At 51.7% G+C, this 16,078-nt stretch carries 11 protein-coding genes, 1 pseudogene and 1 riboswitch; of the genes and pseudogenes, 4 read left to right on the forward strand and 8 right to left on the reverse strand.

Translation table 11 applies throughout. The features are described 5' to 3' along the window. Positions 1-17: 17 nt before the first annotated feature. From RCH91_RS00875 to RCH91_RS00900, 6 genes are all read right to left on the reverse strand, one after another. A complete protein-coding gene (locus RCH91_RS00875; RefSeq protein WP_306532627.1) occupies positions 18-3,377 on the reverse strand; it encodes a thrombospondin type 3 repeat-containing protein in 3,360 nt (1,119 codons plus the stop codon). A gap of 132 nt (positions 3,378-3,509) precedes the next feature. Beyond that, on the reverse strand, positions 3,510-4,142 hold the full coding sequence (locus RCH91_RS00880) for a PEP-CTERM sorting domain-containing protein (protein ID WP_306532628.1): 633 nt from the start codon (positions 4,140-4,142) through the stop codon (positions 3,510-3,512). Between the two features lie 398 nt (positions 4,143-4,540). After that, entirely contained in the window at positions 4,541-6,874 is a 2,334-nt protein-coding gene (locus RCH91_RS00885) for a hypothetical protein (RefSeq protein WP_306532629.1), read from the reverse strand. A gap of 30 nt (positions 6,875-6,904) precedes the next feature. Beyond that, the gene (locus tag RCH91_RS00890) at positions 6,905-8,155 is read right to left on the reverse strand and encodes a hypothetical protein (RefSeq protein ID WP_306532630.1); all 1,251 of its coding nucleotides are present in this window, start codon (positions 8,153-8,155) and stop codon (positions 6,905-6,907) included. A gap of 14 nt (positions 8,156-8,169) precedes the next feature. Beyond that, positions 8,170-8,811: a hypothetical protein gene (locus tag RCH91_RS00895; RefSeq protein WP_306532631.1), complete on the reverse strand. Its 642-nt coding sequence runs from the start codon at positions 8,809-8,811 to the stop codon at positions 8,170-8,172. Between the two features lie 106 nt (positions 8,812-8,917). Then, entirely contained in the window at positions 8,918-9,553 is a 636-nt protein-coding gene (locus tag RCH91_RS00900) for a PEP-CTERM sorting domain-containing protein (RefSeq protein WP_306532632.1), read from the reverse strand. A 103-nt stretch (positions 9,554-9,656) separates the two neighbouring features. After that, positions 9,657-9,800, reverse strand: a riboswitch (cyclic di-GMP riboswitch). Positions 9,801-10,081: 281 nt separating this feature from the next. Between RCH91_RS00900 and RCH91_RS00905 the strand changes: the two genes are divergently transcribed. From RCH91_RS00905 to RCH91_RS00920, 4 genes and pseudogenes are all read left to right on the forward strand, one after another. Continuing rightward, positions 10,082-10,642, forward strand: coding sequence for a recombinase family protein (locus tag RCH91_RS00905; RefSeq protein WP_306532633.1), 561 nt, complete (start codon positions 10,082-10,084; stop codon positions 10,640-10,642). Between the two features lie 2 nt (positions 10,643-10,644). After that, positions 10,645-13,611 (forward strand): Tn3 family transposase, encoded by a 2,967-nt coding sequence (locus tag RCH91_RS00910; RefSeq protein WP_306532635.1) that lies wholly within the window; start codon positions 10,645-10,647, stop codon positions 13,609-13,611. A 33-nt stretch (positions 13,612-13,644) separates the two neighbouring features. Next, positions 13,645-14,121, forward strand: a pseudogene (locus RCH91_RS00915) (site-specific DNA-methyltransferase); the annotation flags it as partial. Positions 14,122-14,425: 304 nt separating this feature from the next. Next, the gene (locus RCH91_RS00920; RefSeq protein ID WP_306532637.1) at positions 14,426-14,635 is read left to right on the forward strand and encodes a hypothetical protein; all 210 of its coding nucleotides are present in this window, start codon (positions 14,426-14,428) and stop codon (positions 14,633-14,635) included. A 57-nt stretch (positions 14,636-14,692) separates the two neighbouring features. On the opposite strand, the gene RCH91_RS00925 is transcribed toward RCH91_RS00920, so the two are convergent. Together RCH91_RS00925 and RCH91_RS00930 are read right to left on the reverse strand one after the other, a co-directional pair. Further along, complete coding sequence (locus tag RCH91_RS00925) at positions 14,693-15,034, reverse strand: hypothetical protein (protein WP_306532638.1); 342 nt, start codon at positions 15,032-15,034, stop codon at positions 14,693-14,695. 9 nt (positions 15,035-15,043) lie between these two features. After that, the gene (locus tag RCH91_RS00930; protein ID WP_306532639.1) at positions 15,044-15,730 is read right to left on the reverse strand and encodes a hypothetical protein; all 687 of its coding nucleotides are present in this window, start codon (positions 15,728-15,730) and stop codon (positions 15,044-15,046) included. Positions 15,731-16,078: the final 348 nt, after the last annotated feature.

The raw sequence follows: 16,078 nt of genomic DNA on the forward strand, positions 1-16,078 counted from the left end.
TTGCTGCGAAAGTTGAGTTAAGGATTTATCAGCAAGACAGGTTCAGAAAGAGCGCTATGCTCTTTACTCGCAAAATATTCAATTGAAAAATTACTTTGTTCGCGGGTAATGATAAAAGTTATGAGACCGTTATTATCTGTTAAAATGAAATTCTTTAAACTTTCAGAAGAAAATGATACTTTGTCACCTACGTTTGTGCCCGGGAAATTCAGAGAAAATGTTCCAAGAAACTCCGTAGCGTCTCCTAGCACACCTCCAGTGCTTCCAGTATTATTACCTGGAGCATTGGTCCAGTTAATTGTAGATTCATTCCAATTTTCCCCAGGATGACCGTCTTTGAGTCCATAAACCCTATATGTGCTGGGATTTGCCGACGGATCCGGACTTTTGCCAGCATATATCAATACAAGGGCCGCATCAAAAATAGATTGCTCAACTGAAGAAATATCGAACCTCAAGTACCCTTTACGGTTATTGCCAAAAATAGCAGTGTCATTTTTAATTCCAACAACTTCTGATGAGCCAAAATTAGATGAAGACTGCGATGAAAGGACAAAAGCATCAGCACCATTGCCATCCTGAGTGGAAATTGACCCATAGCCTGAAAAATCGGGTTCTATTGCTTCCTCGGGAGGCATCAATTTCACTGGAACATCTGCGAAGGTTTCGTCACCAGTAATTCCCACATCTAAAATACAGGCTTCAAGTAAAATGGGGTCAGTCACCCCGGCCGCTCTGCAGATCTGCTCTGCATTTTCTCGAATGCTGGACGAAAGATTTTGACTGGTAATAATAACCCGGGGGAAGGAGCGATCGGTATGAGTTTCTGTAGTGTCCCCGTCAAGGTAGTCAAAAAGACTTTCTCCCTGAGTAATACGCCAGGATTCACCATATTTTTCATAAAGTTCGTCCCGCCTAGGACGGGCGCTCAAAGTCTTTCCATCGCTCCCAACAAGTTCGTTGATTCGTGAACCATCGAAGTTCCCCAACAGGCCCTCGAGCCGGCCTCGACGCGATGGTGGAACCAGAACTTTGAGATTGAGATAGGAGCCCAAAAGGCTGACGCGAGCTACACTGCCGTCGGGCCATATGATAGCGTACCCACCAGGTCTGGATTCGATTCTACCCCCCCCAGGCAAAACAGCGAACTCGCTCGCAAGAGTGGTCAGTTGACCGTTGACGTACAAGGCCGGGGACCGGCCGATATACACACCAACCCGGTCGCCCGCTACGTTCATGGCCACAGCGTTTTGAATTGAGACGACCCGCGATCCCCTCCACGGGGCCATGCGAACCTGAACCTCGAAATTGTCATCGAGCGATCGGCTCATGATGAACTCGCCCACACCTTGAAAGTCATAGGCAAGTCGGTCGAAGGTCACAAGGTGGGTGTCACCCCAACCATCCCCGCCCCCGCCCTTGTTGTACGGATCGGGGTCGCAGGCATCCCCTTTGCCGTCGCCGTCGAAGTCAGCCTGATCCGGGTTGGCCACACCGGGGCAGTTATCTTCCGTATCCGACAGATTGTCCCCGTCGTCATCTGTGTCGGCGTTGTCCCCGATGCCGTCACCATCAGTGTTCTTCCACTCATTAGGATCATTGGGAAATGCGTCCTGCCCGTCTGGGACGCCGTCACCGTCGCTGTCCGGTTCATCCGTAGGGCATCCCTTGTCATTGACTTGCACTCCCTCAGGAGTGTTCGGACAGGCATCGAGATAGTCCGGCACCCCGTCGCCGTCTGTATCTAAAACACATCCCCGCGCGTCTACTTGGGCGCCCTTAGGCGAGTTCGGACAGTCGTCGTACTCGTCGGAAACTCCGTCGTTGTCGTCGTCGTCGTCACACGCGTCTCCCATTTTGTCGCCGTCGTAGTTTGCTTGGTCAGGGTTATTCACTGTGAGGCAGTTGTCTAATCTATCGAACACATTATCCTGATCATTATCGAGGCATTCAAAGTTACTTAGTTCAACGGTATTGGGAACCTCTACTTTGTAGCTTTCGGAATCGTAATCATACCCAAAAGGGCATAGATTGTCGCTCATATATTGCCCGAACTTGTCTGAAATAAATAAGTATTTAGGACCATCGCAAAGATTAAAAGGAATACAAGCTCCTCTTCGATCGGCAGCCGTCTTGCCACATGCAATAGGCGGATTAATACCACTTCCTCCATACGTTCCAGTATTAAATGTTACCCGGTTGTAACCCCATACCGACAAAAGAAAATAAACTTGTCCATCATCTGGCAGTGTCTGATAAGTTCCTTCAGCTTTCCATTGAAAATGACCAATCCCTTGCCTGCTTGATTTAGAAAAATCGTCTGCAACAAAAGCTAACTTTCCTTGCAAATCGGGACCAACCTGACCACAAACAGCATCTGGCTTGAGAGCTTCTGCGGCAAATTCTTGAGGGCTAGAGAATTTCTCCCCAACAAATGCTCGACCCCAATGATACAGAACCGGTTCATTTAGTATTCCGGCACCCGATAGCCAATCATCTAAAAGTTCTGAGGCAACGGAATCCCCCTGAGAACCGATCCAGTTCTTGTAAAAGAACCCGGCAGCGCTATAAAGCGTTGTGAAAGCACCGCATTTTAACCAATGATTATCGCTCTGGTAGGCCAACTCCGCTGCTTGCACGGCAAATTCCGCAATTAAAAAGAGATTATTTGCTTGCTCACAATCAGAGTTTGCTGCATTCACGTCCAGCATGACCTGAACGCTCGATGTGCTTGCGTTACCCGCTGGATCGGTGGCGGTGGCGGTCAGGGTGTTGAGCCCTTCGGTCAGCGGAACACCGGTGGCCGTGAAGGTGCCGCCGCTCAGGGTGGCGACAATGCCGTTGACCTCTACTGCTGCCGTGTCATCGTCGATGGTTCCTGTAACCGTGATGGGACTGGCGCTGAGAACGCTGGAATCGTCCGGATTGGTAATCGTGATATGCGGGGCAGTCACATCAGAGGTGTCGTTCTCGACCCGCAGAACGTATTGAAGCGCGATGCGGAGACGTTGGAAATCGATGCGAACGGCGGAGGTTGTCTCCCCTGGCATCAATACAGAGTCAGGTGCGTCGCTGATTTGGATGAAGGATTTTCCAAAAGGTGTCGTCCCATCGGCGTTAAGGACTGCGAGCGTCGAGCTTTCGACGACCAAACGCAAGGGTCCTATGATGGGGGAGCCAGAGATATTGGTGATGCTGTCTTGCGTGAAATAGACCCCCTTATTCTGGTCGTAGAGCTTGGCCCCGTAATTGATTCGGACACCTTCGGCAGGGGCGTAGAGTGCGTGGGCGTGTGTGTGCGCCAAGAAGCTCAGCACTGCAGGGAGAACAAGGGTCGCGAGACGTTTAAGCCCACCTTTGCGAATGCTACTCATCATGATTCCCTCCCATCGTGTTCAGCTTCAGCTGCCCTGTGGTAGTTCTCCTGGATTCATCTCTCATGAGTAACCGTTTTGCCTTATCCCGTTCATTCCGCCCAGGCAGAGCCCTCTTCTATGCAACTTGCCGAGTCACATCTTGCGGATTCGCACCCTCAAAATTGCCGCTCCGAGCAAACCCAACCCGAGCAGGCCCAGGCTGCCAGGCTCTGGAATCGGGGTCGATGCAACCGTGATCGCGACATTGTCCACCGTGAGGCTGTCGGCGTTGTCGTCCAAGTCCTCCACGCCGAACAAGAACTGCACTGTCTGGCCTGCGAGAGAGGTGACGTCGAAGCTCGTGGCTGAGAAGAGATCGAGGGCCATTCCAAGTCCTGGCCCGTAGTTGAGTTGTGCAAATGCGGTATCCCCGAAGCCGGGACTGGAAAGCGCTGCGACAAGATCGTAGGACAAAGTGAGGGTTTCACCCGTTAGGGTCGGGTCAATCATGAACTCCTGATACAAAAAGACAGACCAAATCTCATTTTCAAGTGTAGAAGTCGTTAGTACCGCCGAGCCAGAAGTTGCGTCAAAATTGGCTGAAAATAGTCCGGGGAGGGGGTCGATGTCCGAGACGGTGGTGAGTGACAGATCCGTAACTTCTCCTTCCCAGCCAATAAATCCTGCGGAAAAATCTCCGTTGATAAGAACCGCGGGACTCGTAGAAACAAACACCAGCTGACCAAGACATACGGCAAAAAATAGCATCGTCTTCATTCTGTCCATGGGAACTCCTTTTATGTAGCTGCATGGAATATTGATCCCTTACCGGCTTCAAAATGCTCTACCGGCGATCAACTCGTGGCTGAAGGCATTTGTAGGGGTAATCCCAACATTGGCACTACCAAGGGCAATGTTGGGATTACCCCATGTAGCGTAGCGGTCGGAACTGCCCATCCTCGACATCCTCGACCTTACGACTTTGCCGCTGCCCGCCTCCTTCTTTATACAAAATAGCTTAGAAAAAGTCTTTCAGGACAACTGCACCAACGGAAAAGGGGAGCCGTTGCCGACCCCCCAGTTCATCCCGACCAATGGTAGCAAAGTGAGCTGCTGGCTCTGCCGTAAAGCTGTCTATGGGGCGGCCGGCCACGGAAGTTTATTGGAGATATTTCAATTTCAATTCAGCGAGTTATCCCGATCTTACGTTGCGCAGAAGGGACGTTGCTGAGGTCAAGAGGGGTGTTTGAGCCTAATGTTGCCCCTGTTATCGTCAATTCAGTCCTGATCGGCAATGTGTTACAGAAAGGATCAGGTCCTGCCGTGAAATCATAACTTGTAGAGACTTGGCCCTGAGGGACAATAACCGTGCGATTACTCGAAAAAAGCAGTCCGCGACATTGACTGAACACTTGCCGCAACAGGGTGACCGTGACATCCTGTTGCGCACTCGTCGGCGTAATCGAGTCATCCACGACCTCAACCCGGAATGGCCCCTCAGAGTAGTTCTTACTGCCATACGGGTTGAGCCGGACAGCGACTTGTGACGCATCGAACCGTGCTGTACAACTCTTGTCGCCAGTCATAATCACATCAACGGTAGGAGTACTACCACCTGCCGCACAATCCCCCTCCCAACCCGCGAAACGTGATCCTTTATCCTCTTTAGCTGTCAACCTGACGACGCTTGACACGTCAAAATCACTTTGACATGTGGCGCCACAATCAATGCCGGATGGAAGGGAAACAATGCTTCCCGATCCCGAGCCAATGCGCGATAGTGTTAATTTCGGCCGCTCGAAGAGCGCTTCGCATGTTTTGTCTCCGTCCATTACAATCGAGAACGTAGGAGAAGACCCATTACAATCACCACTCCACCCTGAGAAAGTCGAGCCTTGGTCAGCATTGGCTTTAATATCAACGGCTGTTCCTGCCTCGAACTCGGCCCAGCAAGTTGTCGGGTCGCAGGTCATCCCTTGTGGCACGGAATCGAGATTGCCTGATCCGTTACCAGACTTTTTGATCTCTAGTTTATGTTTCAGGACTAGGCTAACAATTCTCCCTGCAACAGCATCATTCTCCATCCCCATTTTGCCTTGGAACACAATAATATATTTCCCCGGCTCCTTCGGTGCAGGAGTCGTTGGCGGGACCAGAGTTCCTAATGAGCTATTACCGTTTGGAGCTATGGTTAATTGGCCGCTCAGTACTCCTTTTCTATTACCGTTCGAATCGTCATAGAAAAGCGTGAAGGTACCTGCCATAGCCTCATTACCTGAATTCTTAACAATTACGTTGTCGTTTGCATCTATATCCGCGTCCATGGAGGCGCGGAAGAAGTAATTGAGTAATCCTGCTGAATATCCGACTGCCCTGGGAAGCAGAAGTCGTGCGTGATCAATGTAGTTAAAGGAATTTAGCGCAAAAATGGGATCATAACCTCTGAATAGTAGATCTCTGTCAAAGATGGAGTGGGTGGTAAGCCTAAAATTCTCGGCGGCACCAGATGGGTTCAGGTTATCGCTTACAATACCACGGTAAAACGTCACAACCCCCGTGTAGGTGGTAAAAGGGAGCAGACTCCTGATATCTTCGTCGCTTTTCATCGATAAATCCAGCTGTGGAAACGGATGGAGTCCTGGTGAGCCATCTGTGGCACCGTCTTGCAGTTGGTTGAAATTCGTCCCCTCAGAAACGAAATTTAAATTCGTAAACTCAGCGAGTCCTCTTCCATATATACCTCCTGTTTCCCAGAAATCCTGCGGGCTTTGAAAATTAGGAGGTGAATATCCATCATAGATTAAAGAGGAACTTAAATGAATAAGATCAATAAAACTTTCATATAATGGACTCGACGTCGCACATCCTGTGAGGCTTGCTAATAACTGGACACCCACATCCGGGTTATGTGCATCGTTTCGTACATGCTGCGGGCTCGCTTTATCCTGGATGAGATGCATCACTTGACCAAGTGCCCGAAACGTCTTAGCAAGGTTGCTGTCACGCTCTTGTTTTGTACTAAGGGTGAGACCATTTATAAAGTACTTGCGTGCATCATGATAGGACCATTGTTGATTCGGAAGTGTACCAGGTGCTGCTAGACCCCAACTCGAAGATGGAATATCGTATCCAGGAATAGGTATAATTCCACTGCAAAGCGCATGAAAAAAATGCACAGGATCATAGAAATGGTTTAATGGCCGCCATCCATCGTCTTCATAACGGCTGCCCTCGCGGATCCAATCTAAGGGTTCGCCTGAATGGGATGGTAGCTGCTTTGGGATACCAATGGTGCTCGTTGGATCTTGAAGCACAGTTGTAGTACTAAGTCCTAAATCAGTGAGGCTTCTGCCAAGATTACCTTTTGTCAAAGCAGTATTAAAAGCATGTTCTGTTATTGTTGCATGCGTGCCGACCTCATAAGCCCTCACACCTTGCCATGGAAGGCAGATAAGCATCAGGAACACAAAATTCAAAGCCAATGCAGGTCCTTTGCTCATGGTGGGAAACGATCTCATAAATATGCCTCCTCATCATGCTATCGGTCATCACATAGAAGCAATCCGCCAGACTCCATCCGTGTCTTGCACGAAATAGATTAAAAATATTCTGTTAACTCCATCAATTGTACGGTTTACCGCGTATTCTCCGATATTCCCTGAAATACTCATACGCTGTAACGGAGAAAACGTGTTGAGAATGATCGGCATATCTTCAGAAAGCTGCTGAAACACACGCCCATACTTATTCTTGCTGTATTCTCCTATGTATTGTAGAGCCTTTGCTTGCTCATTAGCGAGCAAAGCGGAATGCATCCCATTCCAAACCGATATTAACATCGCATCCATCTTAACAGCGTCGTTAGCTACGACCTGAGCCTTGGCGACATGATGAGACCCTTGATCATCCACGATGTCAAAAACTGCTTGAAAGGCCCCGGGGGAATTATAAGTAAAAGCAAAAGGCCCTTTAATGTCTGCTGTCGTAAAATCGTAAGTGCCATCTCCATCATAGTCCACGCTGATGGATTGCAGTGGCCGAGCTGTGTTAATTGTTAACTTGAAATTTACATGCAAAGGAGCAATCCCTCTGGTCGGCGTTGGCTGGACCTTCACAGGCGCGACCCCGGAACTATCTACCGTCACTGTATCCATGGCCGTCTTTCCGTTTGGAGCGGTGGCAGTTGCCGTCAGGGTGTTACTACCAAGTTCCAACGGAACAGTTGCGTAGAACGTGTTGCCTTGTATTCCGGCGATTTGTCCGTTGACCGTGATCCCGACATTGGGTGGGCCCAGGAATGTGCCACTGACAATAACGGAATCACCATTCATGACAGTCCCGGAAAGAGGGGTGGCGATGAAAACCGAGACAATCGGCTGGCGATATGCACTGACGTCAAAAATGAGTCGGGCACGGGAAGGGTTAGAGAATGCCACCGTGGCACTCGCTGACTGCCCCGGCTCAAGAGCGGCAGAGTTGATGATAATATACGGCGTCCCCTCATCACTGATACCGCTGGAATTGGCGAGTGTCACCGTACCTGGCGTGATACCGGTGAAGGCCAGGTAAATTGGTCCGGCGATCGTCGTGGAAGAAATGTTCTTGAGCATAAGCGTGTAAACGGTCTGATTGGTCGCTCTGTTGAACATGATGTTTGTGAACTGGATGCTCAGACGAGAGCTTTCTATCATCTCAAAGCCTGTGAGGGCTTGTTGCGCTGTGACCATGCTTGGCGCCAGAAGCCACAACAGGATAAGCAGCAATCCTAGTTTCCTGCCGGTAATGATGGAGGAGAACATAATAACCTCCCGAATCAATTGAGCGAAGAAATCCGTAAAGATCTGTCGGTTCGTCTTGCCTTCGTGCGGCAGGTACGGAACAACCCTAATCCGCAGAGGCCTCCCAATATGAGCCAACACGTTCCGGGTTCGGGCACGGGTTGCACGGCTTGAGGCTCCACACGGACGTTTGAAATCGTCACCGTTGAGGTGAGTTCCGTGTCACTAGGAAGCGCACTGAGTTGAAACTGTAATCCCAGGGTTAAACCGACCAATTCGGAGAGGTCGAAACTTATCGTGCCTGAACCCGGTGTCTGGGAAAAAAATTCATAAGCGCTGCCAACGCTTCCACCGGTTACCGAGTCTACCAAGAACGCTCCAAACTCGTCTTGATTGCCTGGAGCAGGTTCCGCGAACAGGTAATCGAAAATGAGCGAATTTCCAGGCATAGGAAGAATTACGTTCGGGTCGCCAAGCCCGGGATCGTTGGAAAGCAAGACCGGAGACAGAGCGCTATCTTCAGCAATGACAGCAGAAGAACCATCCAAGGCTAAAGTAACCGTTGGGTCTTTGTAAAAATCATTAAGGTTGACAGTATAAGCGAAAACGTTCTCTGTAAGACCAAGCACCGCAATTAGGGCGCCGATTAGAGCAATAATAAATCTGCCATGATACATGGCCTTTCCTCCTTTGCATCATCGCGACATGTCATACACGCGAATCGCCTTATTGCAGAAATTTCTAAACGGTCACAGCGCATCCGATATTCACAGACACAAAGAGCTAGGAGCCCGAACGCTGCCGACGCACTGCCACCAAACCAATGAGCCCAGCCAAGAAAAGGCACCAAGTTGACGGTTCCGGCGTAGGAACAGCAGCAGAACTGACAAAGATCTCACCCGTCAAGCGTTCTTCGAAATCACCCCAATTGGTATCAACGATTCCGTTCCCCCACTGCCCCGTAACTCCTTCGTAAAGATTCAACCAGCCGTGCTCAATTGGTCCTTCACCATACAATGTTCCGAGGAAGGACCCTCCAAGGGTGTAGTAGTCTGCCCGTAATCCCTGGACCAATGCGCCACTGCCATCGAGGGATCGTAAGTCGGTAAGAGGGACAATTCCCCACGGGTCGTTTGAATCTTCTCTTTCATAGAAACGAAACGCCGTAGAACCCCAACGGTTCTTGTAAATGAGCTCAATCGGATACCAACCCTCTGTAAAATTGACTGTTCCTTCCGCAACTCCCCACGGATAGGCATCATACGAAGCGATAAGGGTATTGTTGATCTTGAGAGAAACGTAGTCATCCACTGAAAACCGGTATTCAAGGGACATTGCCGTGTTCCAGCAAAATACCACCATCAACGCACCGATCATCATCGCCCTGAGAAACAGATTTTTCATGCTTGAACGTAACATAGCGGCCTCCTTTTCTGATTTCACGCGAGATGTGACCCCCCGCTTTCATTGTCGACAAACGAAAAAGCCGAATTGCTCCAGAACAACCTCATCGATGGTTGCTTCCGGCAATCCGGCTAACTTAGTTCGAGGACATCAGGCTAGATAGGCTGAGCCTTCATTGGTCAACTACTTCAGTGCATTGACAACATACTGAGTTCCGCGACTTTCCGTTCCTCCGGTCGCCATAAGTTTGGTATTTTTTAATTTTGTACACATTATCATTATTTAGGAGGCTGTCAAGTGATACGTGACAGCAAAACAGACAGTATTTACGACTATAAAAAAGATTGTCGCTTCTGGAAGGCTCTTCGGCACTTTTCCCCCTGTGCAATATTTTAAAGTGTCAAGTTAGTGTATACCCTAACCTGATGTCAGGCCCCTTCCGCTCAACCTGTCCAGCTAGGATGTCATTTTAAATTTCTTGACACTCTCATGGCAGGGTTATAGATTCTTCCCTGACACTTTGGGCTGGAAAGGAGGAACAGTTTGCTAGGACACCGGATAGGGTATGTTCGCGTCAGCAGCTTTGACCAAAATCCAGAACGTCAACTGGAACACGTCCAGGTGGACAAGGTCTTCACGGACAAGGCGTCAGGGAAAGATACCAAACGCCCGCAGCTGGACACACTCCTCTCATTCGTGCGCGAGGGGGACACCGTAGTAGTTCATAGCATGGACCGTCTGGCCCGCAACCTGGATGACCTGCGTCGCTTGGTGCAGAACTTAACGAAACGCGGGGTGCGCATCGAGTTCATCAAGGAAAACCTAAGCTTCACCGGTGATGAGTCGCCGATGGCAAACCTGATGCTTTCGGTAATGGGGGCCTTCGCAGAATTTGAGCGGGCATTGATTCGCGAACGCCAAAAAGAAGGCATAGCTCTTGCGAAACAGCGCGGCGTGTACCGGGGCAGAAAGAAGACGCTCCTCCCGGACCAGATAGCAGAGTTACGGAAGCGCGCTGTCGATGGTGAAAAGAAAGCCGGTCTCGCTCGTGAGTACGGAATCAGCCGAGAAACCTTGTACCAGTATTTAAGAGCGGACAATTAGCTATGCCACGTAGAGCTTTATTCACCACTGCGGAACGGGAATCCCTTCTCGCTTTTCCGAGCACAGACGACGAGCTCATCCGCCACTATACTTTCTCAGAATCGGACATCTCGGCGATCCGGCAGCGCCGTGGAAATCACAACCGATTCGGCTTTGCCGTGCAGCTTTGCTATCTTCGGTGCCCGGGGTTTGCCCTGCCTCCGGACAACGATCCGCCTTCTACGTTGTTGGCGTATGTCGGCAGGCAGTTGGGTGTCGGCATCGATAACTGGTCGCAGTATGCCCTGCGCCAGGAAACCCGCCGTGAACATCTGGCCGAGCTGCAGGCTTGGCTGAACCTCTCCACCTTCAACTCATCCCACTACCGGAATTCTGTCACCCTGCTTGCTGAGCTGGCTCAGCAGACAGACCGTGGCATCATCCTCGCGCAGCACCTGGTCGAGACGTTGCGGCAGCAGCGCGTCATCCTGCCGACGCTGGACGTGATCGAGCGGGTATGCAGTGAAGCTCTCACGCTTGGCACCCGTTTGGTTTACGAAGCATTGACCGTGTCCCTCTCTGACCAGCATCGCCAAGCTCTGGACGGCCTACTGATGATCCGGGAGGGCAGCAAGATAAGTGGTCTCATCTGGCTGCGGCAACCTCCAGGACCTCCGCGGCCGAAACACATTCTGCGTCACCTGGAGCGGCTGCAGGCCGTTTACGATCTTGGGCTACCAAAGGGAGTGGATCGAACCGTTCACCAAAACCGCTTACTGAAAATGGCGCGTGAAGGCGGGCAGATGACGGCCCAACATCTGCGCGACCTCGAACCCACCCGCCGGTACGCCACGTTGGTCGCCATCCTACTCGAAACACAGGCCACGTTACTGGACGAGACGATAGACCTTCACGACAGATTCATGGGGACGCTGTTCAGCAAAGCGAAAAGGAACCATGCCGATCGTTTCCAGGAGTCCGGCAAGGCAATCAACGAGAAGGTGCGGCTCTACTACCAAATCGGCCGCGCCCTTGTGGAAGCCAAGCTAGCAGGCGGCGACCCTTTTGCCGCTATCGAGTCGATCATCCCCTGGGATATCTTCGCTGAAAGCATCGTAGACGCCGAGCGTCTAGCCCAGCCGGAGGATTTTGACTTTCTCGCCCTGGTCGGCGATGGCTTCGCCCAATTGCGCCGGTATACCCCTACCCTGTTGAAGGCGCTGGCACTGAAGGCGACCCCGGCCGCACGCGACCTGCTGGCCGCTATCGATGTCCTGAGGGACATGAATGACAGGCAAGCCCGAAAAGTGCCAGAGGAGGCACCCACGGAATTTGTACGCAAACGGTGGGAAAGCCTGGTGTGGAACGAGGAAGGGGTTGATCGCCGTTTTTACGAACTGTGCACATTATCGGAATTGAAAAACTCCCTCCGCTCCGGCGACATCTGGGTAGAAGGCTCACGCCAATTCAAAGATTTCGAGGAGTACCTACTTTCCCCCGCCAGGTTCGCGACACAACGCCAGCAGAATGATCTCGGCCTTGCCGTTGAAACCGACTGTGACCGGTTTCTGGAAGCCCGACTCCAGGTCCTGGAACAGAAGCTGATGAAGGTTGAGCAGTTGGCGGCTGACAACGAACTCCCCGATGCCAGGTTCACAGAGACGGGGCGACTGAAAATCACTCCTCTCGATAATGCCGTCCCCGTGGAGGCAGAGGCACTGATGCAGCAGGCGTATGCCCTGATGCCGCACCTGAAGATTACGGAGCTTCTGCTGGAGGTTGACAGTTGGACCGGTTTCTCCCGGCACTTCAAGCATCTCAAAAACGGGGAGAAAGCGAAGGACAGAAACTTGCTGCTTACGGCCGTGCTCGCCGACGGGATCAATCTCGGTCTCAGCAAAATGGCTGAGGCTTGCCCGGGGACGACCTACGCCAAACTGGCTTGGTTGCAAGCATGGCATATCCGCGATGAGACTTACTCCGCTGCGCTCGGCCAGATCGTCAACACCCAATACCGTCAAGCCTTCTCAGGTTGGTGGGGAGATGGCAGCACCTCTTCCTCCGATGGACAAAATTTCAAGGCCGGCGGCAAAGGCCACTCTGCAGGACACGTGAATTTGAAGTATGGGCAGGAGCCGGGCGTTCAGTTTTATACCCACATATCAGACCAGTACGCACCGTTCCATACCAAAGTCATCAATGCCACGGTGCGCGATGCCACCCATGTCCTGGACGGGTTGCTCTACCACGAGTCGGATCTGCGCATTGAGGAGCATTATACCGATACCGCAGGTTTTACCGATCACCTCTTCGCCCTGATGCAACTGCTGGGTTACCGCTTCGCACCACGCATTCGCGATTTGTCCGACAAGCGTCTGTATATCCCCGGTAGCCCAAAACAGTACCCGACCCTGGCGGGCATGATTGGTGGGACGAATAACATCAAGCATATTCGGTCGCACTGGGACGAGGTCCTGCGGCTGGCGTCATCGATCAAGCAGGGGACTGTGACGGCTTCATTGATGCTGAGGAAACTTGGGGCCTACCCTCGTCAGAACGGGCTGGCGGTGGCATTGCGGGAGCTTGGCAGAATCGAGCGTACTCTATTTACCCTTGACTGGATGCAGAATGTAGAACTCCGACGTCGTGTCCAAGCTGGGCTGAACAAAGGTGAAGCTAAGAATGCATTGGCCAGGGCGGTCTTCTTGAATAGGCTCGGCGAGGTCCGCGACCGCAGTTTTGAAAACCAGCGCTATCGTGCGAGCGGGCTCAATCTCGTGGTTGCTGCAATTGTGTTGTGGAACACGGTCTATCTCGAACGAGCAGTTCAGTCCCTCCGGGTTTCGGGGAGGCCGGTCGACGACTCCCTGCTCATGCACCTATCGCCGCTTGGCTGGGAACACATCAACCTGACGGGCGATTACATCTGGCGCCAGAGCCGGCTGGTTGAAGAAGGTAAATTCCGGCCATTACGGTCGGCAGAGTCTTAGCGTACGATATTTTCCTTTTCGTGAGCTGACCCCTTAAAGCCAAAAGACTTGATCGGCGTTCCCTGGAGGCTTGCTTTCAAGCTGCAAGACGATGGCTGGTTTCTCCGTAGCGACATAGTGTGGCATAAGCCCAACGCCATGCCGGAAAGCGTCAAGGATCGCCCGACCAGGGCGCACGAATATCTATTCCTGCTTGCGAAGTCGGAACGCTACTACTACGACCATGTGGCGATCCGCGAAGCGAACGACCGCAACCGGCGCACTGTTTGGAGCATCAACACCCAAGGGTTTGCTGGTGCTCACTTCGCCACATTCCCCCCGGCGCTCATTGAGCCGTGTGTCCTTGCATCAACGAAACCCGGGGATTATGTGCTTGATCCGTTTTTCGGCTCCGGCACGGTTGGTGTCGTCTGCCAAGAACACGGGCGGAGGTATGTCGGGATCGAACTGAATCCGGCGTACGTCGCTATAGCTTCCGACCGGCTCAAGGCCAAGGGGTTACAATCATAAGTTCCCATGCCATCAGCGCTTTCGCGGTGACTTCTTACGAGGTCTCTCCTTGCGGGCCTTCTCTTCCCGCTCCCTTTTCTCGGCCCATCGTGTTACGAGCAAGGCCCCTACAGCGAATATCACCAAGCCTGAGACAATGACGATCAAACCTTCCATGGGGGCAACCTTTTTCCCGACAAGAAGTTCCTGAAGTCGCAAAAAGATAAAAGGGCCGTATTTTTAGCACCAAAAAACGCGCAACCTATTGACTTGACGACTTAATTGCTGCGGTACAAGAAAGTAACCCACAATTTGAGGGGGCACAATGAATGAGGTCGAACGGCTGGTGGCCATGATCGAGACCGACGAAAGCAACATTGGTGTACTGTCCTGCGGAGAAGCGATAGCCGCCGCGCTATTGTTTAACCGGCTTGAGTGGCTTCCCACAGCTTACAAGCATCCGCTGGATGCGATAGACCGGCTTGGGCCGACCTGGTTACGGATGGTTATGGCCTACCACCGGAGCCATTCGTAAATCGGCTTCTTTGCGGATGCCCACCATTCTGAGGATCGAAATGCGGACTTCGCCCCGCTACCACCCTTCCCCGAATTGTGATGCCTCCACAAACTTGAACTTGTAATGCGCCTTGGTCATTTCGCTGCAAATCCAGTAGGTACCAGAGCCGAACGTGTTACGTTTTGCAACCCGTTGGGCAATGGCTTTGAGCTGTGAACGGATATATTTCAGGTCTGGCCGTCCCATTAACGGGCGGGGTACGAAGTCCATAGCCACTGAGCATGCCTTGTTTCTCTCGGCGATCTCGTTCAACACGGCAAGAACCTGCTCGTTCATGTTCCAATCGCTTGCCATATCTCCGTACATTGCCGTCAGTATTGTCCGCAGGTCATCGGCTTCTTCTCTGCTCAATGCCATGTTCTCCCCCTATTTGACCATCCTTTCACGGATGGTCCCGATTATCTTCGTGAATTCATCGAATGGCATGTTGGTGCTTGAAATCTGCAAGAAGCCGTTAGGGCTCTTTTCGTTCAGTACTATCGCCGTGTTCTCCAGGTTCCCGAGGATCGGTTTTGACTCCTTCTTGTAATATACCGTTACGGCGCCTTTCTTTCCGGTAAACACCCTCGTTCCAGACTCACTCATGTATGTCGATTTGAATCTCATTGCCAACCGCCAGAAGGTTTGGTCTGCGACAGCTTCGGGCTCTTTGTCCTTTGGGGTCTTTGTGAAGACGACATGCATCAAGTCGTTCAGCTTATAGCTGGTGCCTTCGACAGCCTTCATAAAATCCGCATGGTCCTCTTTCCTGTGCTCTGAAAAAGACAAGGCCTTCCTGCCGTCATACGCCATCAGGGTCACGGAATCAGATCGGACTATCTTCTTGATGCCTGCGGGAATGTCGATGAGGATTCGAGGAAATTCTTGAACCTCAATCGTTTTGCCGGTGTAAGCGGCAGGCCAGGCCGAAGGCGGTTGAGCAACCGTAAAACACCACGCTTCCTCGCATTTGGGAATCTGGACTTCTTCCCCACTTGCCAGCCCCGGCCATGCTGCTGCCAGTATCAGAACCAATCCCCAACAAGATCGACGGAATACAAGACCAATTCTCATGATTTCTCCGGGAGTCTCCTCTTTGGATTAAACCTCGCAAATCTAACATCAAGTGGAAGGCAACGCAAGTAATTGGTCACGGTTCTGGCCCTGGGGCAAGAGCACGCTCCATCCCTCCACTTCGTTTCGGCATCGAGCAAACCCCTTTCTCAATGCGGCTCCACGTCTCCGCTTTGGCTCCGTCGTCGAGCAAGCCTTGCACTTCGTGGATCCCATCACCGCCTTGACTTCTCTTCGACCGCCACACTCCGCTTATCAAGCGCCACGCCAACCAGAACCCGTTGTCATGCCGCTTGACGCTCCGTTACGGCGGTCTCCGCTGCGCTGCGGCGAGGGACAAGGTGTATT

Source organism: Geobacter sp. (genome assembly GCF_030834625.1).
Classification (GTDB): domain Bacteria; phylum Desulfobacterota; class Desulfuromonadia; order Geobacterales; family Geobacteraceae; genus Geobacter.